A 19,421-nucleotide genomic window follows, 5' to 3' on the forward strand; every position below is an offset into this window, starting at 1 on the left:
CAAATGGTACGGGAGAACTTCGGGCTTAAGGCAGTGGTCAACGCGGGGCGAAGCGTTCACAATGGAGGCATGTCGTACTTCACTGAGATCCTGGCCGATTCCGGCGATGGCTTCCGCGCCCTCGATGTCGACGTCCGTGACGCGAACGACCTCGACGACCTCGTCGATATGATGCGTTCGGCAGCCGGCGATGACGGAGAGGCCGTGGCCGTCATCGAACACGAAGACGAATGGTTCGGGCTCGTGCGCCTGTGCCGGAACAATGAGGTCAAGGTCTTCCTGTCCGACCTCGCCGCGGCAGAGGCGAGCCCGTTCGCGGAGATCTTCGCCGACTTCCTCGACTCCCGCCCCGACGCCTATGACGCCGAACCCGAAGAGGACTTCGGGGCCGAGGAGGATGAGGCCGCCGTCGACGAGGAGGACGACGAAGACGAGGTCGAAATGCTCGAGTTCGACGCCGATGCCGAATGGGGCGGAGACGCCGATATCTACTCTGACCGCGGAGTCCCCGCCGCCACCCTCATCGATCAGGTCGAAAGCTATCGGTCCGACCCGGCCCGCGTCGTCGCCCATGTCGGTGAGACCGTCGGCTTCGCCGATCAGCTCGAGGCCGCACGCTGACCGCTGCGTCCGTGACCCGGCTCGATGAATGGATGGGTCATGCCCTCGCCGAGGCGGCCCTGGCGCCCGCTCATGACGACGTTCCCGTCGGGGCCGTGGTCATCGACGGTGCCGGTGAGATCATCGGGCGCGGTCACAATCGACGCGAGATCGATGCCGACCCGCTCGGCCACGCCGAACTCATGGCTATCTCAGCCGCCGCCTCGGCGAGGGGCGAATGGCGCTTGGACGGCTGCACCCTCGTCGTCACGCTGGAACCGTGCGTGATGTGCGCCGGAGCCCTCGTCGGCTCCCGCATCGACAGGGTCGTCTTCGGGGCCTATGACGACAAGGCCGGGGCGGTCGGCTCGGTCTGGGATCTGCTGCGCGACCGCGCCGCACTCCACCATCCGGAGGTCACCTCGGGCGTCCGGGCGGAGGAGAGCCGGACCCTGCTGAGGGAGTTCTTCGCGGCCAAACGCTGACGTGTCCCAGCTCACGGCGAACCGATTTGGACGCAGAAAGTCCGCCGCTGTACAGTTGTCGGCGGTGGCGTGTCCGAGCGGCCGAAGGTGCAACACTCGAAATGTTGTGTAGGGCAACCCCCTACCGTGGGTTCAAATCCCACCGCCACCGCCAAGGGAAACCCCTGATCAGACGCTTCTGGTCAGGGGTTTCGTCTGTCTCGTCGAAGGATGGCATCGGCGCGCGCAGAGGTGTGATGATTGACACACCAGGGTCGAGCGGCGAGACTTGCTCGGTGAAACAGAAAGAGTTTTCCGGGATATGGAATTACCTTTCGGTATCCCGGTCCGGTATCCGGGGCTGAAGGCTCGACTGTCTCATTGCGCATGTTCAAGGCGCAGGGCCGACGACGATGATGTGGCCGGCTGACCAAATCGAACAACCTGAGGTGGTCCATGAAAATGGCTGACAACGACCAAGCGGTGCAGACCGCATCTTCGAGACCGGGGCTTCTCGACAAATTCTTCGAAATCACCCATCGAGGCTCGACGATCAGACAGGAGATCCGCGGAGGCATCGTCGCCTTCGTCGCGATGGCCTATATCGTCGTCCTCAACCCGCTCATCCTCGGCGGTTCCCAGGACGTCGCCGGTGACAGCCTCGACTTCGCCCAGCTGACCGCGGTCACCGGGCTCGTCGCCGGCGTCATCACGATCCTCTTCGGCGTCGTCGCCCGACTGCCCTTCGGCCTGGCCGCAGGCCTGGGCATGAACAGCTTCCTCGCTGTGTCCGTCGTTCAGGAGGTCACCTGGGCCGACGCGATGGGACTGGTGGTCATCAACGGCGTCATCATCGTCGTCCTCGGTGCCACGGGCATCCGCACCGCGATCTTCAACGCCGTCCCACATGCACTGAAGATCGCGATCACGGTGGGCATCGGACTCTTCATCGCCTTCATCGGCTTCGTCAACGCCGGGTTCGTCACGCGCACCCCCGCGGGCCCACCCGTCCAGCTGGGCCAGGACGGATCGATCGGCTCCCTGCCGACGCTGGTCTTCGTCTTCGCGCTCGTCCTCATCGGCATCCTCGTGGCGCGGAGGATTCCCGGCGGCATCCTCATCGGCATCATCGTGGCCACGATCGCCGCGATCATCATCCAGGCGTTCGCGAAGCTCGGCACCGTCGGAGACCCGGTCAATCCGGACCCGCTGGGCTGGAACCTCTCCGCTCCGGAATTCCCGAAACAGGTCATCGCCCTTCCCGACTTCGGTCTCATCGGCGCCTTCGACCTCGTCGGCGGCTTCCAGCACATCGGAGTCCTCGCGGCCACGATGCTCGTGTTCACCCTCGTGTTCACGAACTTCTTCGACGCCATGGGCTCGATGACCGGACTGGCCCGCAGCGCCGGACTGCAGACCGAGGACGGAATGTTCCCGCGCATCCGCGGAGCCTTCATCGTCGAAGGCCTCGGAGCGGTCTTCGGCGGCGGTGCCTCCGCATCGTCGAACACGGTCTTCGTCGACTCCGCAGCCGGAATCGCCGAAGGCGCACGCACGGGTCTGGCCGCCTGCATCACCGGTGTGCTGTTCCTGCTGTCGATGTTCTTCTCACCGCTCATCGCCGTCATCCCGATGGAAGCCGGAGCCGCGGCGCTCGTCGTCGTCGGCGCCATGATGGTCACGCAGATCCGTGAGATCGACATGACCGACTTCCGCACCTCGCTGCCGGTCTTCCTCACCATGGTGACGATGCCGCTGACCTATTCGATCGCCAACGGAATCGGCGTCGGATTCATCTCCTGGGCGCTCATCCACGCCATGAGCAACCGTGCCCGCCAGGTCCACTGGCTGCTGTGGGTCGTCTCGGCCGGATTCGTCCTGTACTTCGTTCGCGGCCCGATTTCGGCTATCTTGGGGGCATGAGAACAATGGTTGGACACTCAGCTTGGGGAAAGGGTCAGATCGCCCACGGGGCTTGACCTGCGGGGACGTCCAGTCCCCTCTTCCGCGTTCTTCTGCGCTGTTCGCATGGATAACCAGAGGCTCGAAGAACGAAGCAAATTGTTCCAACCATGCACTGTGCGCCTCAGTGGAGAGGCGCGGGAGGTGTGAAGTGCGATGTCCGCAGCGACAACGGACCAGTCAACTGCCGAAGTGACAATCAACGGGACCGTTCGTGAGTTCGACGGCCCACCCCATACGAATGCGCTGGACTTCCTGCGCGGTCAGGGTCTGACCGGAGCGAAGGAAGGCTGCGCCGAAGGCGAATGCGGGGCCTGCGCGATCATGGTCGCCCGCCCCGATGAATCCGACGGAACCCGCTGGACCTCGGTGAACTCCTGCCTGCTGCCGGCAGCAGCCCTCGACGGGGGAGAGGTCGTGACCTCCGAAGGTCTGGCCGACGGAGACACCGTTCACCCCGTCCAGGAAGAGATGGCCGTGCGCGGCGGATCCCAATGCGGATACTGCACCCCGGGCTTCATCTCCTCGATGGCCGCCGAATACTACCGCCCCGATCGCTGCGAGGACGGCTTCGACCTCCACTCCTTGTCGGGCAACCTGTGCCGCTGCACCGGCTACCGCCCCATCCGCGATGCCGCGAATGCGCTGGGACAGCCCGCCGCCGACGATGCGCTGGCCGCCCGCCGTGACCGTCCGGCCCCGTCGGCTCGAGCCACCGACTATCAGCGAGCCGACACCGCCACCGGGAAGATCGGACGCTACCGTCGTCCCGCCACTCTCGCCGAGGCGACCTCCATCCTCAGCGAGGATCCCGAGGCCACCGTCGTGGCCGGGGCCACCGACTGGGGCGTCGAGGTCAACATCAAGGGAGCGCGCGGTAAGAACATCCTCGCCGTCGACCGGCTCGAGGAGATGCGCGGAATCCGCCGGACCGAGTCGTTCGTCGAACTCGGCGCCTCCCGCACCCTGTCCGAACTCGAGCGTGAGCTCGACGGAGACATTCCGCTGCTGGGCAAGCTGTTCCCGCAGTTCGCCTCCCGCCTCATCCGCAACGGGGCGACCATCGGCGGCAACCTCGGCACCGGTTCGCCCATCGGCGACACCCCGCCGGCTCTGTTGGCCCTCGAAGCCGAGCTCGTGCTCACCTCGGTGCGCGGGGCGCGAACCGTGGCGCTGGCCGACTACTTCACCGGATACCGGCAGACGGTGCGGGAGTCCGATGAACTCATCACCGCCATCCGCATCCCGCTGCCGCTGTCCCCGCTGACGTCGTTCCAGAAGATCGCCAAGCGCCGTTTCGACGACATCTCCTCGGTGGCGATCGGCTACGCCGTCGACATCCAGGACGGATTGATCGCCAAGGCTCGGATCGGCCTCGGCGGAGTTGCGGCCACTCCGCTGCGCGCCACCGCCACCGAAGCCCTCCTCGAAGGCTGGCCATGGACATTGGAGACCGTGCACGCGGCGGCCGAGACGCTGGCCGCCGAAGGCACCCCGATGGACGACCACCGGGCGAGTGCGAAATACCGGACCGCGATGCTGCGGTCCTCCCTCGAACGCTTCTACGCCGAGCAGCTCGGCCACCCGGCCGTGACCAGCCAGGAGGTCAAGTGATGAGCCAGCTCTCCCAGCGCCCCGCCGACCCGGTCGTCGGCGAACGCCACCACCATGAAAGCGCCTTCGGCCACGTCACCGGAACCGCGCTCTACACCGATGACCTCGTCGGAAGGCTCACCGGAGTCCTCCACGCCTTCCCTGTGCAGTCGACGACCGCGCACGGCCGCCTCGGCGCCATCGATGTCGAATCCGCCTATGCGGTGCCCGGGGTCGTCAAGGTCATCACCGCCGCCGACATCCCCGGCGTCAACGATCAGGGCGTCAAGCACGATGAGCCGATGCTGCCGGTCGACGAAATCATGTTCTTCGGCCAGCCCGTGGCCTGGGTGCTCGCCGAAGATCTCGAAGCTGCGAAGGAAGGCGCTGCGGCCGTCACCGCCGAGGTCGAGGAGCTGCCGTCGCTGGTGACAGTGCGCGATGCGATCGCCGCCGACAGCTACCACGGCAAGCCCCTGTCGATCGACAAGGGCGAAGTCGACTCCGCGTTCGCCGATGCCGCTCATGTCTTCGAAGGCGAATTCGAATTCGCCGGCCAGGAGCACTTCTACCTCGAGACGCAGGCCTGCCTGGCCCACGTGGACGAGAACGAACAGGTCTTCATCCAGTCCTCGACCCAGCACCCCACCGAGACCCAGGACATCGTCTCCCACGTCCTCGGGGTTCCCGCCCACGAGGTGACCGTGCAGTGCCTGCGCATGGGCGGCGGCTTCGGCGGCAAGGAGATGCAGCCTCACGGCTACGCGGCCCTGGCCGCGCTCGGTGCGAAGCTCACCGGCAGGCCGGTGCGGCTGCGCCTCGACCGCACCCGCGATATCACCATCACCGGCAAGCGGCACGGCTTCCACTCGTCCTGGAAGATCGGATTCACCGAGGAGGGGAAGATCCTCGCCCTCGATGCGACGCTGACCGCGGACGGCGGGTGGAGCCTCGACCTCTCCGAGCCGGTGCTCACCCGTGCCATGTGCCATATCGACAACGCCTACTGGGTGCCCAACATTCGGGTCACCGGCCGCATCGCCAAATGCAACAAGACCTCGCAGACTGCCTTCCGCGGATTCGGCGGCCCGCAGGGCATGCTCGTCATGGAAGACATCATCGGACGCGTCGCCCCCAAACTGGGACTGAGCGCCCGTGAGCTGCGCCGCCGGAACTTCTACGCGCAAGGTCAGGACACCCCCTACTATCAGCCGGTGCGTCATCCCGAGCGGATCGGGGCGTGCTGGGACCAGCTCATCTCCCAATCCGATCTGGAGGCCCGCGAGGCTGAGATCGAAGCGTTCAACTTGAGCCACGAGCACATCAAACGAGGACTGTCGATCACTCCGGTGAAGTTCGGGATCTCGTTCAACCTCACCGCCTTCAACCAGGGCGGAGCGCTCGTGCTCGTGTACAAGGACGGATCCGTCCTCGTCACCCACGGCGGCACCGAAATGGGGCAGGGACTGCATCAGAAGATGCTGCAGGTCGCTGCCACCACCCTCGGTGTGCCCCTGTCGACGGTGCGCTTGGCACCGACGCGCACGGACAAAGTGCCCAACACCTCCGCGACGGCGGCGAGCTCGGGTTCCGACCTCAACGGCGGAGCGGTGAAGAACGCCTGCGATCAGATCCTCGATCGGCTCAAGCAGGTCGCCGCTGGCATCCTCGGCGCACCCGCTCATGAAGTGCAGATCTCGCGAGGCATCGTCTCCGCCCTGTCCTCTCCGAAGACGGTGACGTGGGAAGAGCTGATCAACACCGCGTACTTCCAGCGCATCCAGCTCTCGGCCTCAGGTTTCTACCGCACCGAGGGGCTGCACTGGAACCTCTCGCAGATGCGCGGTGAGCCGTTCAAGTACTTCGCGTACGGTGCCGCCGTGTCCGAAGTCGAGGTCAACCGGTTCGACGGCTCCTATACTCTGCGCCGCGTCGATATCGTCCACGATGTCGGAGACTCCCTGTCTCCGCTCATCGATGTCGGGCAGATCGAGGGCGGATTCATCCAAGGTGCCGGCTGGCTGACCTTGGAAGATCTGCGCTGGGACGAATCGGATCGACCCAGCCGCGGCCGGCTGGCCACTCAGGCGGCGAGCACGTACAAGATCCCTAGCTTCTCCGAAGTCCCCGAGATCTTCAATGTCACCTTTCTCGACAAAGCGCATGAAGAGGGAGCCGTGTACGGGTCGAAGGCCGTGGGCGAACCCCCGCTCATGCTCGCCTTCTCCGTCCGCGAAGCCCTGCGCGAGGCCGTGGGTGCCTTCGCGAGCCCCGGCCACAGCGTCGAACTCGCGTCCCCGGCCACACCGGAAGCCGTGTTCTGGGCGATCGAAGAAGCCCGCGGGCAGGACTCGGGGGCGGCAGCCTCGGCGAGGGAAGGACAACGGGTCCCCTCATGACCTGGATGGACACCGCGTCCGAGCTGAGATCGGCTCGGGTGCCGGCTGTCCTCATCACTCTCGCCGCGGTGCGTGGGCATGCCCACGTGAGGCGGGAGCGAAGATGATCGCCACCGCCGATGACCTGTTCGGGACCATCGGCGGGGGCAATCTCGAGATGACGGCCCTCACCCGTGCCCGGGAACTGCTCGCCGAGGGGCAGACAGCTCCGGAGATGCTCACCCTGCGGCTCAACGACAAGGCTCCTGCCAAATACGGTCGCCAATGCTGCGGCGGAGAGGTCACCATGCTCTTCGAACCCTTGCCCGTGCCCGCCTCGGTGGCGATCTTCGGCATCGGCAACATCGGACTCGAACTCACTCGGATCCTCGCCCGCCACGATCTCGATCTCACCGTGTCCGATTCGCGGCCCGAGCAGCTCGAGGCGATCGATGGCTTGGAGGAGCCGGTGGCGCGGATCCGCCCCGAATTCGCTGTCGTCGGGGAAGAGGTGCTCTCTGCCCTGCCGGCCGGTGCGCACGTGGTCATCATGACCCACGACCATGCCGAGGACCTGCACCTGTGCTCCGCGGCGCTGACCCGCGGCGACCTCGGGTCGGTCGGACTCATCGGCTCGAGCGCGAAGTGGCAGCGCTTCCGCAAGAACCTCGCCGCCGAAGGCTTCGCGCCCGAGGTCATCGACACCATTCGGTGCCCCATCGGCCTGCCCGAACTGCCCGGCAAAGCACCGGCAACGATCGCCGTGAGCGTCGCCGCGGACCTGCTCGGCCGCATGTCCTGACTCTTCACCACCACTGACTTTCACCACCACTGACTCTAGGAGAACCACTGTGGTCATCTATCGCGCCCGCGTCTTCGATACGCCGGACAACCCTTTCGCCGGGGGCAGGCTGCGTTCGGCGGCCGATGTCGCCCTCGTCGTCGACGACGGACTCATCACCTCCCGCACCGACTTCGACTCCGCCCGGGCAGCGCACCCCGATGCGGAAGTCGTCGACCTCCGCGACGGTGTGCTCATCCCCGGACTCATCGACACCCACGTCCACCTGCCGCAGGTCAGGGCCATCGGCCATCTCGGGCGGCCGCTGCTCGACTGGCTCGACCAGTGCGCCCTGCCCGAAGAAGCGAAACTCGGGGACCCCGCTTACGCGAAGGCGGTGGCCGGAGAATTCCTCACGGGACTGATCTCGGCGGGGACCACCTCGGCGATGGTCTTCGGTTCGCACTTCGCGGGCGCCATGGACATCTTCTTCGCCGCCGCTTCAGAGTCGGGGCTGCGGATCACCTCCGGGCTGGTGACGAGCGACCGGAACCTGCCCGATGCGCTGCTCACCGACGTGGGGCGCTCGACCGAGGAGAGCCAGGCGCTCATCGATCGGTGGCACGGGAAGGGACGGCTGCGGTACGCGGTGACTCCGCGGTTCTCGTTCTCCGCGGGACCGGAGCTGCTGGCTGCCGGCGGCCGCCTCTTGGAAGACAACCCGGGCGTCTGGGTGACCTCGCACCTCAACGAGAACGTCGATGAGGTCGCCGGGGTCGCGCAGATCCACCCGGAGGCTCGTGATTATCTTGATACGTACGATCGGGCGGGACTCGTGGGGCGGCGCACAGTGCTCGCGCACAACGTCCACCCGCAAGATCGGGAACTCGATCGCATGGCCGAGGCCGGGTCCGTGGTCGCACACTGCCCGACCTCGAACTCGGCTCTGGCCAGCGGCTTCTTCCCGCTGCGCCGACACATCGAGGCCGGCGTCCGCGTGGCTCTGGGCACCGATGTCGGGGCGGGCACGGGCTTCAACCTGCTCAAGGAGGGCGTGCAGTCGTACTTCATGCAGCAGCTCGATCCGGCCGGGGGAGTGGCCTTGACCTCCGCACATCTGCTGCATCTGGCAACTGCGGCCGGCGCCGAGGCGCTCGAACTCGATGAGGTCGGGGTGCTAAGTGTGGGCAAGCGCTTCGATGCAGTGCTCATCCGTCCGGCCGAGGGGCAGCCCTTGGACGTCGGCATCCGCCACGCCGCCGACGACGAGGACGCTTTGGCAAAGATCTTCGCCATGGGCACCCCGGGCGACATCGCCGGCGTCTGGATCGAAGGCACCCCTCTCTGACCCCAATTACTACCTGACGGCGGCCCAGCAACCTGGCGCGAGGTTGCTGGGCCGCCGTCAGGTAGTTCTGGGGGGAAGGTCTTGACGGGGACTCCGCGGGCTGTCTATGCTGATTTCACGTAATGGAAATAAACTTCCACAATACGGAAAAGATTGGCAACTCAAAGGAGAGCTCCATGTCCCAGAACTTCACCTCACCCGGCAGCTACGTCCTCAATTGCTCCACCCTGCTCACCGAACTGCCCGTTCTCGAGCGCGCCCAGGCCGCGAAGGACGCCGGTTTCGACGGCGTCGAATTCTGGTGGCCCTTCGACGGGAACCCGAGCCCCACCTCGGCGGAGGTCGATGAGTTCATCGCCTCCCTCGAATCCGCAGGCGTCGCTCTCAAGGGCCTGAACTTCTGGGCCGGGAACATGGCAGCCGGCGATCGCGGAATGGTCTCGATCATCGGCGCCGAAGAGGACTTCGCGAAGAACGTCGACATCGTCGTCGAAATCGGCCGTCGCACCGGCTGCCGCGCCTTCAACGCCCTCTACGGTCTGCGCACCGACGGCCAGGACCCCGCCGCTCAGGACGCCACCGCCGCCGCCAACCTCGCGCTGGCCGCCGGCAAGGTCGCCGAAATCGGCGGGACCGTCCTCGTCGAACCCGTCTCCGGAGCCGAGACCTACCCGCTCAAACGCTACGCCGACGCCGCCGAGGTGGTCGCTCAGGTCCGCGCCGACGGACCCGAGAACATCGCCGTGCTCGCCGACTTCTACCACATGCACGTCAATGGCGATGACGTCGCGACCGTCATCGAGGCCGAAGCCGCGAACTTCGGCCACATCCAGATCGCCGACGCCGACGGCCGCGGGGCACCGGGAACCGGGTCGCTGCCGCTGCGCCAGTGGATCGACCGCGCCTACGAGCTCGGCTACACCGGAGCCGTGGCGCTCGAATACAAACAGGACCGTGCGACCGCCTTCGACTGGCTCGACCGCGCCGCCCAGACCGCCTGAACATCACCACCGACGACTCGAAGGAGACCCCCACCATGTCCAAGACCATCGCTTTCATCGGACTCGGAATCATGGGCCTGCCCATGGCCAAGAACCTCGTAAACGCCGGATTCGACGTCCGCGGCTTCAACCGCACCCCGTCCAAGGCCCAAACGCTCGCCGAGGCGGGTGGCAGTGCCGCCGCCACCATCGCCGAGGCGGTGGCCGGGGCCGACGTCATCATCACCATGGTTCCCGACTCACCCGACGTCGAAGCCGTGCTCACCGGCGACGACGGAATCCTCGCGCACGCGTCTGCCGGGGCCACCTGGATCGATTTCTCCACCATCCGCCCCGATGTCGCGAAGGACCTGGCCGAACAGGCCAAGGCCGCCGGCCTCAAACCGCTCGACGCTCCCGTCTCCGGCGGCGAACCCGGTGCCATCGACGGCGTCCTGTCCGTCATGGTCGGCGGCGACCAGGCCGACTTCGACGCGGTGTCCGATGTCTTCGAAGCCGTCGGCAAGACCATCGTCCTCGTCGGCCCCTCGGGAGCCGGCCAGACCGTCAAGGCCGCGAACCAGCTCATGGTCGCCGGCAATATCGGACTGCTGGCCGAAGCCGTCGTCTTCCTCGAGGCCTATGGAGTCGAAACGGGTGCGGCGCTGCAGGTCCTCGGCGGCGGTCTGGCCGGATCCAAGGTGCTCGACCAGAAGGGGCAGAAGATGCTCGACCGCTCCTTCGGCCCCGGATTCCGGCTCGAACTCCACCACAAGGACATGGGCATCGTCACCGCCGCCGCCCGTGAGGCAGGAGTAGCGATTCCGCTCGGCGCCACGGTCGCCCAGCTCGTCGCCGCAACCGTGCAACAGGGCAACGGAGGACTCGACCACTCGGGTCTCTTCACCGTCATCGAAGCTCTCTCCGGTAAGAACGAGAACTGAACGACCGCCTCGGCGCCGGTGATCGATTCGTCGATCATCCCCGGCCGAGGCCACACCAGCCGGGCGGGGTCGTCGGCCCAACGACACCGACGGTCCCGCCCAACCATGAACCGAGCCGGCGACAGCGTCGTCGCCGGCTCACGAACAAAGGACGAACAATGACACGCATGCGCGCGGTCGACGCCGTTGTGCTCATCCTCGAGAAGGAAGGCGCCACCGAGACCTTCGGGCTGCCGGGAGCGGCCATCAACCCGCTCTACTCGGCGATGAAGGCTCACGGCGGAATCCGCCACACGCTGGCCCGGCACGTCGAAGGAGCCTCGCATATGGCCGACGGATACACCCGTGCGGCACCGGGCAACATCGGAGTCTGTCTGGGCACCTCGGGCCCGGCGGGCACCGACATGATCACCGGGCTCTACGCCGCGGCCGCGGACTCCCAGCCGATCCTGTGCATCACCGGCCAAGCACCGGTCGCCGTGCTCGACAAGGAGGACTTCCAGGCCGTCGACATCGCCTCGATCGCGAAGCCTGTGACGAAGATGGCCAAGACGGTGCTCGAAGCCGGGCAGGTGCCCGGCGTCTTCCAGACCGCTTTCCAGCTCATGCGCTCGGCCCGTCCCGGACCCGTGCTCATCGACCTGCCCATCGACGTGCAGCAGACCGAGATCGAATTCGACATCGACGCCTACGAACCGCTGGCCCCCGCCAAGCCCGCGGCCACCTCGGCGCAGGCGGAGAAGATCCTCGATCTCATCGCCGAGGCGGAGCACCCCATCATCATCGCCGGCGGGGGAATCATCAACGCCGACGCCGCCGATCGGCTCGTCGAATTCGCCGAACTCACCTCCATTCCGGTGTCGCCGACCCTCATGGGCTGGGGCGTGATCCCCGATGACCACCCGCTGGCCGCGGGCATGGTCGGAATCCAGACGCACGTGCGCTACGGAAACGCGAGCTTCCTCGAATCCGACCTCGTCATCGGCATCGGCAACCGCTGGGCCAACCGTCACACCGGTGACCTGAACGTGTACCGGAAGGGTCGGAAATTCGTCCACATCGACATCGAACCCACACAGGTCGGACGCGTCTTCTCCCCAGACTTCGGTGTCGCCTCGGACGCCGGAGCCGCCCTCGATGCGCTGCTGAGCGCGGCACGTGGGCGAACCGGAGAGCGGGCGCTGCCGGACTTCACCGGTTGGGCCAGCGAATGCACGGCACGGAAGTCGACCGAGCACCGGAAGACGAACTTCACCGAGGTGCCGATCAAGCCCCAGCGCGTCTACCAGGAGATGAACCAGGCCTTCGGACGCGACGTCACCTACGTGTCGACGATCGGGCTCAGCCAGATCGCGGGCGCCCAGATGCTGCACGTCTACCGGCCCCGGCACTGGATCAATGCGGGACAGGCCGGACCTTTGGGGTGGACCGGACCGGCGGCACTCGGTGTGGCCAAGGGAAAGCCCGGCGAGACCGTGGTGGCGCTGTCCGGTGACTACGACTTCCAGTTCATGATCGAAGAGCTCGCAGTCGGCGCGCAGCACAAGATCCCCTATGTCCACGTCGTCGTCAACAACTCCTACCTGGGACTCATCCGCCAGTCCCAGCGCGGATTCGAGATGGACTACGAGGTGTCGCTGGCCTTCGAGAACATCAACGCCGCCGGTTCCGCATCGTCCGGTTACGGAGTCGACCATGTGGCCGTGGCCCAGGGACTCGGGTGCAAGGCGCTGCGGGTCGAGGACCCCGAACTCATCGGCGAAGGCCTGCGCGTGGCCAAGGAGCTCATGGACGAACACCAGGTGCCCGTGGTCGTCGAGGTCATCCTCGAGCGGGTCACGAACATCTCGATGGGAACCGCCCTAGATCAGATCAACGAGTTCGAGCCCCTCGCCCATACCCCGGCCGACGCTCCGACTGCGCTGAGCCCGATGGGCGAACTGGCAGCGGCGAAATAGGCAGCGTCCAACCCGCCGAAGGGCTGGGCCGAACCGCCCGAGCCGAGTAGTCTAGAACGGTATACCGAAACTGCATCCACCGGCCCACAAGGGCGGGCGACCGAGGAGGAACATTGAGCAACGACGCTGACTTCGACCTGATCATCCACGCCGAGAGGGCTCTGCTGCCCGAGGGCATCGAACCGGTGGCGATCGGGGTCAGGAGCGGGAAGATCGCCGAGATCGCCCGCGGTGGACAGGATCTGGATGTGGCCGCCTCGGCGGGGGCGGAGGTCATCGAGATCGGGGATGATCAGGTGCTGCTGCCGGGTCTCGTCGACTCTCACGTCCACGTCAACGACCCCGGTCGCGCCGAATGGGAGGGCTTCGCCAGCGCTACCCGCGCGGCCGCGGCCGGGGGAGTCACGACGATCGTCGACATGCCGCTTAACTCGCTGCCGCCGACGGTCAACGTCGACGCGTTGGAGACCAAACGTGAGGTCGCCGAGCCCAAGGCCTTCGTCGACGTCGGCTTCTGGGGAGGGGCGATCCCCGGCAACACCGCTGATCTGCGGCCCCTGCACGAGGCGGGCGTCTACGGTTTCAAATGCTTCCTCGAGGACTCCGGCGTCGAGGAGTTCCCGCCGCTGGAACCGGCGGAGATGAAGACGGACATGGCCGAGATCGCCTCCTTCGACGGAATGCTCATCGTCCACGCCGAGGATCACGAAGTGATGACCTCGGCGCCGAAGAACTCGGGTCCGAAGTTCGCCGACTTCCTCGCCACGCGCCCCCGCGAGGCCGAGAACGTCGCGATCGCCCGCGTCATCGACGCCGCTCGGGAGACCGGAGCAAGGGCGCACATCCTGCACCTGTCCTCGGCGGATGCGCTCGACCAGATCGCCGCGGCCAAGGCCGAGGGCATCAAGCTGACCGTCGAGACCTGCCCGCACTACCTCCTCTTCACCGCCGAGGAGATCCCGGACGGGGCGACGACGCACAAGTGCTGCCCGCCGATCCGTGAGGAATCGAACCGGGAGGCGCTGTGGCAGGGGCTCATCGAGGGCACGATCGACTGCATCGTCTCCGACCATTCGCCCTCCACGGCCGAGCTGAAGCTGCTCGACACGGGCGACTTCGGTGCCGCGTGGGGCGGGATCTCGTCGCTGCAGCTGGGACTCTCGCTCGTGTGGACCGAAGCCGCGAAGCGCGGAATCGAGCTCGCCGAGGTGGTCCGCTGGATGTCCGCGGCACCGGCGGCCGTGGCCCGGGTTGCCGGCAAGGGAGCGACCGCCGAGGGCAATGACGCGGACTTCGCCGTCTTCGCCCCCGACGAGGAGTGGACCGTGAAGGCCACGGAACTCTGGCACCGCAACCAGATCAGCGCGTATGACACTCGCACCGTGCGCGGTCGGGTCACGCAGACGGTGTTGCGCGGGGCCCCGGTCGACTTCGAGACCCCGGGAGGCCGCCTCCTCCAAGCCCGCTGACCAATTACTACCTGACGGCGGCCCAGCAACCTGGCGCGAGGTTGCTGGGCCGCCGTCAGGTAGTTCTGGGGAGAAGTTATCCACAGATCGCATTCGTCTATTGTATTTTGATGCTAGACGATGCAATTTGGTGTCATGTATCTGTGTATGACGACTGAGAAGCTCTACCGGTTAGGGTTCACCAAGGACGAAGTCAGGCGCGGAGAGCGATGCTGCCTCACGCGCATCGCCCGCGGACGCTATGTGGCGACCGGATCGTGCGACGAGGCACGACACGAAATCATCTGGGCGGCCCTGAGCGAAGCGGACTTCGAGGAGTTCGGCCACCAAGGCGATATGCGCGATGAGATCGAACCCCTGAGAGTCCTCATCCGCACGCGAGCGGAGAGGATCCACACCGCCTCGGGCCGATGGCGCGTGACCAAAGGGCGGGAGGTGTTCTCGCACTTATCGGCTGCACTCGTCCACGGGCTGCCGATCGCCTATCCTGCCGAGACCAGGGTCGAGGTCTTCCGTCCCAACGTCAGTCGCAAGTACCGGTACCTCTACGTGCGCAATCGCGAGGTGCCGTCGGCGCACCGGAAGATGGTCGGCATCTATGCGGTGACGACGATGGAGCGCACGCTCATCGATATCGCTCGTGATTACCCACCGGACGTGTCTGTGCCGATGTTAGATGAGGTGATCCGTCGGGGCCGCACCACGCGTTTCCGCATCGAAGCGGTGTTGGCAGAATGCCCCGAATCCCGCGGGGACACGGCGGTGGTGCGCGCCCTCGACCTCACCGACGGCCGGCGGGAGGCCCCTTCGGAGTCGATCGCAGCGGTGCGCTTCTTCGAGCACGGAATCACCGGATTCGAACCGCAGGTGGACTTCTTCGGCCACCTCGGCGAGGTCATCGCCCGTGTCGACTTCTGCAACCACGATGCCCGACTCATCGTCGAGATCGACGGGCTGGAGAAGTACACGATGGAGGGGCGTTCGACTCGTGAGAGCCTCGCTGCGGAGAAAGCTCGCGAAGCCGCGGTCGAGGCCAGGGGGTACAAAATCATCCGCCTGACCTTCGGCGACCTGTTCCGCACTGCTCCGTTCGAACGCATCCTCGGGACCCTCGCCACTCGTCTGCGCACTGGATGATCCCGCCTGGAACTACCCGACGGCGGCCCAGCAACCTCGCGCCAGGTTGCTGGGCCGCCGTCAGGTAGCAATTAGGGGAGGAGCTGTTCGCGGAGGCGGCCACGTGGCCGCGGGCGTCGACGTTGTACTCGGCGTGGGTGAGCGTGCCGTCGGCGCCGATGACGAATGTCGAGCGCTGAGTGCCCTGGAACGTGTGCTCGCCGACCGTCTTCTGTCCATAGCTGCCGTAGGCCTTCGCCACCGCGGCACCCGGGTCGGAGAGCAGCGAGAAGGTCAGCCCTTCCTCGGCGGCGAACTCCTTGAGCGATTCGGTGTCATCGGGGGAGACCCCGAGAACCTCGAAGCCGGCGGCCGCCAGCGCCGAGAGGTTGTCCCGAAAATCGCAGGCCTCCGTCGTGCAGCCGGGAGACGCGGCCTTCGGGTAGAAGTAGAGGATGACGCTGCGGCCGGCATAGTCGGCCTTCGACACCGTCCTCCCCTCGGCGTCGGTGAGCGTGAAGTCGGGAGCGATGTCGCCGACGGTGAGCTGAGTCTGAGTGGTCGTGGTCATGGTGCGTCCTTTCGTCGTTGAAATGGTGCGTCCGGCGGCGCGCTGAGTGCGCACGCCTGCGCGGCCGTGTCCTCGATGAGCGCTTCGGCGCGCTCGGACAGGGTGGTGAGGTCTGCCGGTCCCGGTGCGATCGACAGCGCCGCCGTGATCCCGGCATCCCGACATTCCGCGGCGGTCAGACCGACCCGACCGGCGATGACGATCACCCTCGCCGAGGCGGGGGCATGGTCCCGCACGGCCGCGACGACCTTCCCGCCCAAGGATTGGGAATCGAATGACCCCTCTCCCGTGAGTACGAAATCAGCGTCGGCCAGAGCCTCGGACAGTCCCACCGCCTCGGCGACCATCGTCGATCCGGGCACCACCTCGGCGCCGAGCAGCGTCGTCAGCGCCAACGGAATCCCGCCGGCAGCCCCGAATCCCGGCGTCGCCGCCAGGTCTTTCGCCTCAGCAGCGGTGCAGGTGAGCACCTCGGCCAAGTGGGCGAGTCCGGAATCGAGCACGGCCACCGAGTCCGCGTCCGCACCCTTCTGCGGACCGAAGACAGCAGCGGCCCCGCGAGGCCCGGTGAGCGGATTGTCGACATCGACGGCGATGCGCCACCGCACGGCCGTCGCCCGCCGGTCCAGCCCCGAGATGTCGACCGCTGAGATCGCGGCCAGGCCGCCTCCGCCCGGCGTGACCGGCTGACCTGCAGCGTCGGTGAAACGGGCGCCGAGGGCGGCCAGTATTCCGGTCCCGCCGTCCGTGCTCGCCGAGCCGCCGATGCACAGCAGGATCTCCTCGACGCCGAGGTCGAGCGCCGCGGCCGCGATGAGCCCGACGCCGTAGGTATCGGCGCGTTCGGGCTGCAGCTCCACGTCCGAGACCTGCGGCAGGCCATTGGCTTGGGCCGCCTCGATGACCGCGGTCTTTCCGTCCGGCGAGAGGCCGAAGTCCGCCGAGGCGGTCCTGCCCAAGGCATCGACCGTGTCGACGGTGCGTGGCTGGGTTCCCCAGACGGCGAGCAGGGCGTCGAGTGTGCCCTCCCCGCCGTCGGCGAAGGGCAGTTCGGTGACCTGTGCGCCGGGGAAGACCGCCCGAGCTCCGCGGGCCATGGCGGCTGCCGCGGCAGGAGCGGAGGCCGAGCCCTTGAATGAGTCAGGGGCGCAGACGATTGACGGGGGCTGATCTGTCGTTGTCAGGCTCATGCGCTCATTCAACCTCATCATCGTCGGCGGGGTGTGCGGCGGTTGCCACACGAACAGTATCCACCATACGGAAGACAGTTTCCACAAAAATGTGTGAGCAATTTGACATTGCCGATGACGCCCAGCAGACTCGGAGCAGTTGTTCGGAAATGGTATTCCGAACGGTGAAAGTCATTCAGTGCCTGCCAAGGAGGTCACCGTGGACCTGGCCGAGTTCAACCGACTCCCAGCCGATGATGCCCGCGGAATTCTGCGTCCCTGCCTCGACGTCGACCGGTGGATCGACGCGATCGTCGACGCCCGCCCCCTGGCCGACCTCGACTCCGCCAAGGCGGCGTCCAGCGCCGCCGTACCGTTGTCCGCCGCCGAGATCGACGCGGCGATGTCCCATCATCCGCGCATCGGTGAGAAGGCGAAGGGCGATAGCGTCGAGGCGGCCCACTCGAGCCGTGAACAGGCCGGACTCGGCACCCTGGAAGCAGATGTGCAATCCCAGCTGGCCGCGGGCAACGCCGCCTACGAAGACCGCTTCGACCGCGTCTTCCTCATCCGCGCCGCCGGTCGCAGCCCTGAGGAGATCCTCTCCGAACTGCAGCGCCGAATGGACAACACAGCCGAGGATGAGACCGCCGAGGTCGGGCAGCAGCTCATCCAGATCGCCGAACTGAGACTCGAAGGGATCCTCTCATGAGCTTCATCACCGCCCATGCACTCGACTCCATGGTCGGCACCCCCGCCGCCGACCTCGAGGTCACTCTCTGCTCTGGGGCCGAGACCATCGTCTCGGCCCGCACCGACGACAACGGGCGAGTCTCCGACTTCGGCCCCGACCACCTCGAGCCGGGGGACTACCGGATCGTCTTCGGCACCGGCGACTACTTCGCGGCCAGGGAGATCGATCACTTCCACCCCGTGGTCACCATCGACTTCACCGTCCAGGCCGGGCAGGAGCACTATCACATCCCGCTGCTGCTCAGCCCCTTCGCCTACAGCACCTACCGCGGCAGCTGAGCCGCGCCCATAATCGCTCACAGGGGAAGCAGGCCCCCTGCAGGATCTCCATCCTCAACAAACCGCCGAAGCCGACCGGGAACTGCCGGCAGGCCTCGCCAATCGAATGGTCACGGCGTGAGCAGGTGCGCACGCCGACGAACTGGAGGAAGAAAAATGAGCAAGGTCCGACTGACATCGAACCAGTACGGCAAGGCGGAGAACCGACTCATGCGGGTCTACCGCGACACCGACCGCCACGAGATCCGCGATCTCAACGTCACCTCACAGCTGTGGGGCGACTTCGAGACCGCTCACACCGAGGGCGACAACGAGCACGTCGTCGCCACCGACACCCAGAAGAACACGGTCTTCGCGAAGGCCAAGGAGCTGGGCGTGAGCTCGCCCGAACAGTTTTTCATGGGCCTGGCCGACCATTTCACCTCGAGTTTCGACTGGGTCACCGGCGGACGCTGGGAAGCCGAAGAATACGGCTGGGACCGGATCAACGACCACAATCACTCGTTCTACAAGTCCGCTCCCGAGGTCCGCACCGTCGTCTTCACCCGTGACGGTGACAAGGACACGCTGATCTCCGGCTTCAACGGACTCACCGTGCTCAAGACCACGGAGTCGGGCTTCGTCGGCTACCCGAAGGACAAGTACACGACCCTGCCGGAGACCCAGGACCGGATCCTCGCGACCGATATCGCCACCCGGTGGATCTACAACTCCACCGACCTCGACTTCGAAGCCGTGTACACCAAGGTCAAGGAGATCATCCTCGACTCCTTCACCGATCACTTCTCCCACGCCCTGCAGCACACGCTGTACCAGATGGGCGAGAAGGTCATCGAGGCCGTGCCGGAGATCGACGAGATCCGCTTCTCCTGCCCGAACAAGCACCACTTCCTCTATGACATCGAACGTTTCGGGCTCGAGAACCCGAACGAGGTCTTTATCGTCGCCGACCGCCCCTACGGCCTCATCGAAGCCACCTTCACCCGTGAAGGCGTCGACGAGAACAAGGACGCATGGGCACAGGTCGCCGGCTTCTGCTGAGATCTGAACATCACC

General features: G+C 66.2%; 16 protein-coding genes, 1 tRNA gene and 1 pseudogene. 16 read left to right on the forward strand and 2 right to left on the reverse strand.

The window, feature by feature from the left end; genetic code table 11:
* Positions 1 to 69 precede the first annotated feature (69 nt).
* The 13 genes from LJ362_RS03360 to LJ362_RS03420 all read left to right on the forward strand — a co-directional run bounded on the left by LJ362_RS03360 (position 70) and on the right by LJ362_RS03420 (position 15,614).
* The gene (locus LJ362_RS03360; RefSeq protein WP_139469289.1) at positions 70 to 621 is read left to right on the forward strand and encodes a tRNA adenosine deaminase-associated protein; all 552 of its coding nucleotides are present in this window, start codon (positions 70 to 72) and stop codon (positions 619 to 621) included.
* 32 nt (positions 622 to 653) lie between these two features.
* The gene (locus LJ362_RS03365; protein ID WP_264801766.1) at positions 654 to 1,085 is read left to right on the forward strand and encodes a nucleoside deaminase; all 432 of its coding nucleotides are present in this window, start codon (positions 654 to 656) and stop codon (positions 1,083 to 1,085) included.
* 63 nt (positions 1,086 to 1,148) lie between these two features.
* A tRNA-Ser gene (locus LJ362_RS03370) sits at positions 1,149 to 1,239 on the forward strand.
* Positions 1,240 to 1,526: 287 nt separating this feature from the next.
* Positions 1,527 to 2,987, forward strand: a complete 1,461-nt coding sequence (locus LJ362_RS03375) for an NCS2 family permease (protein WP_264800756.1) — start codon at positions 1,527 to 1,529, stop codon at positions 2,985 to 2,987.
* Between the two features lie 195 nt (positions 2,988 to 3,182).
* Positions 3,183 to 4,640 (forward strand): xanthine dehydrogenase small subunit, encoded by a 1,458-nt coding sequence (locus tag LJ362_RS03380; protein WP_264800757.1) that lies wholly within the window; start codon positions 3,183 to 3,185, stop codon positions 4,638 to 4,640.
* Positions 4,640 to 7,018: a xanthine dehydrogenase molybdopterin binding subunit gene (xdhB, locus tag LJ362_RS03385; RefSeq protein WP_264800758.1), complete on the forward strand. Its 2,379-nt coding sequence runs from the start codon at positions 4,640 to 4,642 to the stop codon at positions 7,016 to 7,018. The genes LJ362_RS03380 and xdhB overlap by 1 nt, the downstream gene beginning before the upstream one ends.
* A 103-nt stretch (positions 7,019 to 7,121) precedes the next feature.
* On the forward strand, positions 7,122 to 7,799 hold the full coding sequence (gene xdhC, locus LJ362_RS03390) for a xanthine dehydrogenase accessory protein XdhC (RefSeq protein WP_264800759.1): 678 nt from the start codon (positions 7,122 to 7,124) through the stop codon (positions 7,797 to 7,799).
* A 49-nt stretch (positions 7,800 to 7,848) separates the two neighbouring features.
* Positions 7,849 to 9,126, forward strand: a complete 1,278-nt coding sequence (guaD, locus tag LJ362_RS03395) for a guanine deaminase (protein WP_264800760.1) — start codon at positions 7,849 to 7,851, stop codon at positions 9,124 to 9,126.
* 176 nt (positions 9,127 to 9,302) lie between these two features.
* Positions 9,303 to 10,127 carry a hydroxypyruvate isomerase family protein gene (locus tag LJ362_RS03400; RefSeq protein ID WP_264800761.1) on the forward strand — a complete coding sequence of 275 codons (825 nt, stop codon included), beginning with the start codon at positions 9,303 to 9,305 and terminating at the stop codon, positions 10,125 to 10,127.
* 35 nt (positions 10,128 to 10,162) lie between these two features.
* Positions 10,163 to 11,050 (forward strand): 2-hydroxy-3-oxopropionate reductase, encoded by an 888-nt coding sequence (locus LJ362_RS03405; protein WP_264800763.1) that lies wholly within the window; start codon positions 10,163 to 10,165, stop codon positions 11,048 to 11,050.
* 158 nt (positions 11,051 to 11,208) lie between these two features.
* A complete protein-coding gene (gene gcl, locus LJ362_RS03410) occupies positions 11,209 to 13,008 on the forward strand; it encodes a glyoxylate carboligase (RefSeq protein WP_264800764.1) in 1,800 nt (599 codons plus the stop codon).
* Between the two features lie 113 nt (positions 13,009 to 13,121).
* Positions 13,122 to 14,477, forward strand: coding sequence for an allantoinase AllB (allB, locus tag LJ362_RS03415; protein ID WP_264800765.1), 1,356 nt, complete (start codon positions 13,122 to 13,124; stop codon positions 14,475 to 14,477).
* Between the two features lie 147 nt (positions 14,478 to 14,624).
* Entirely contained in the window at positions 14,625 to 15,614 is a 990-nt protein-coding gene (locus tag LJ362_RS03420) for an endonuclease domain-containing protein (RefSeq protein ID WP_264800766.1), read from the forward strand.
* A 97-nt stretch (positions 15,615 to 15,711) separates the two neighbouring features.
* On the opposite strand, the pseudogene bcp reads toward LJ362_RS03420, so the two are convergent.
* Both bcp and LJ362_RS03430 read right to left on the reverse strand, forming a co-directional pair.
* Positions 15,712 to 16,164: pseudogene (bcp, locus tag LJ362_RS03425) on the reverse strand (thioredoxin-dependent thiol peroxidase); the annotation flags it as partial.
* Positions 16,161 to 17,354 (reverse strand): glycerate kinase, encoded by a 1,194-nt coding sequence (locus tag LJ362_RS03430; RefSeq protein WP_264800767.1) that lies wholly within the window; start codon positions 17,352 to 17,354, stop codon positions 16,161 to 16,163. The gene LJ362_RS03430 and the pseudogene bcp, both read right to left, overlap by 4 nt.
* Positions 17,355 to 17,532: 178 nt before the next feature.
* Here LJ362_RS03430 and uraD point away from each other — a divergent pair, with 178 nt between their 5' ends.
* The 3 genes from uraD to pucL all read left to right on the forward strand — a co-directional run bounded on the left by uraD (position 17,533) and on the right by pucL (position 19,406).
* The gene (gene uraD, locus LJ362_RS03435; protein ID WP_320109147.1) at positions 17,533 to 18,045 is read left to right on the forward strand and encodes a 2-oxo-4-hydroxy-4-carboxy-5-ureidoimidazoline decarboxylase; all 513 of its coding nucleotides are present in this window, start codon (positions 17,533 to 17,535) and stop codon (positions 18,043 to 18,045) included.
* Complete coding sequence (gene uraH / locus LJ362_RS03440; RefSeq protein WP_264800768.1) at positions 18,042 to 18,365, forward strand: hydroxyisourate hydrolase; 324 nt, start codon at positions 18,042 to 18,044, stop codon at positions 18,363 to 18,365. The genes uraD and uraH overlap by 4 nt, the downstream gene beginning before the upstream one ends.
* 156 nt (positions 18,366 to 18,521) lie before the next feature.
* Positions 18,522 to 19,406, forward strand: a complete 885-nt coding sequence (gene pucL / locus LJ362_RS03445; RefSeq protein WP_264800769.1) for a factor-independent urate hydroxylase — start codon at positions 18,522 to 18,524, stop codon at positions 19,404 to 19,406.
* Positions 19,407 to 19,421: the final 15 nt, after the last annotated feature.

The sequence above is a fragment of the Brevibacterium sp. JSBI002 genome, assembly GCF_026013965.1.
Lineage (GTDB): Bacteria > Actinomycetota > Actinomycetes > Actinomycetales > Brevibacteriaceae > Brevibacterium.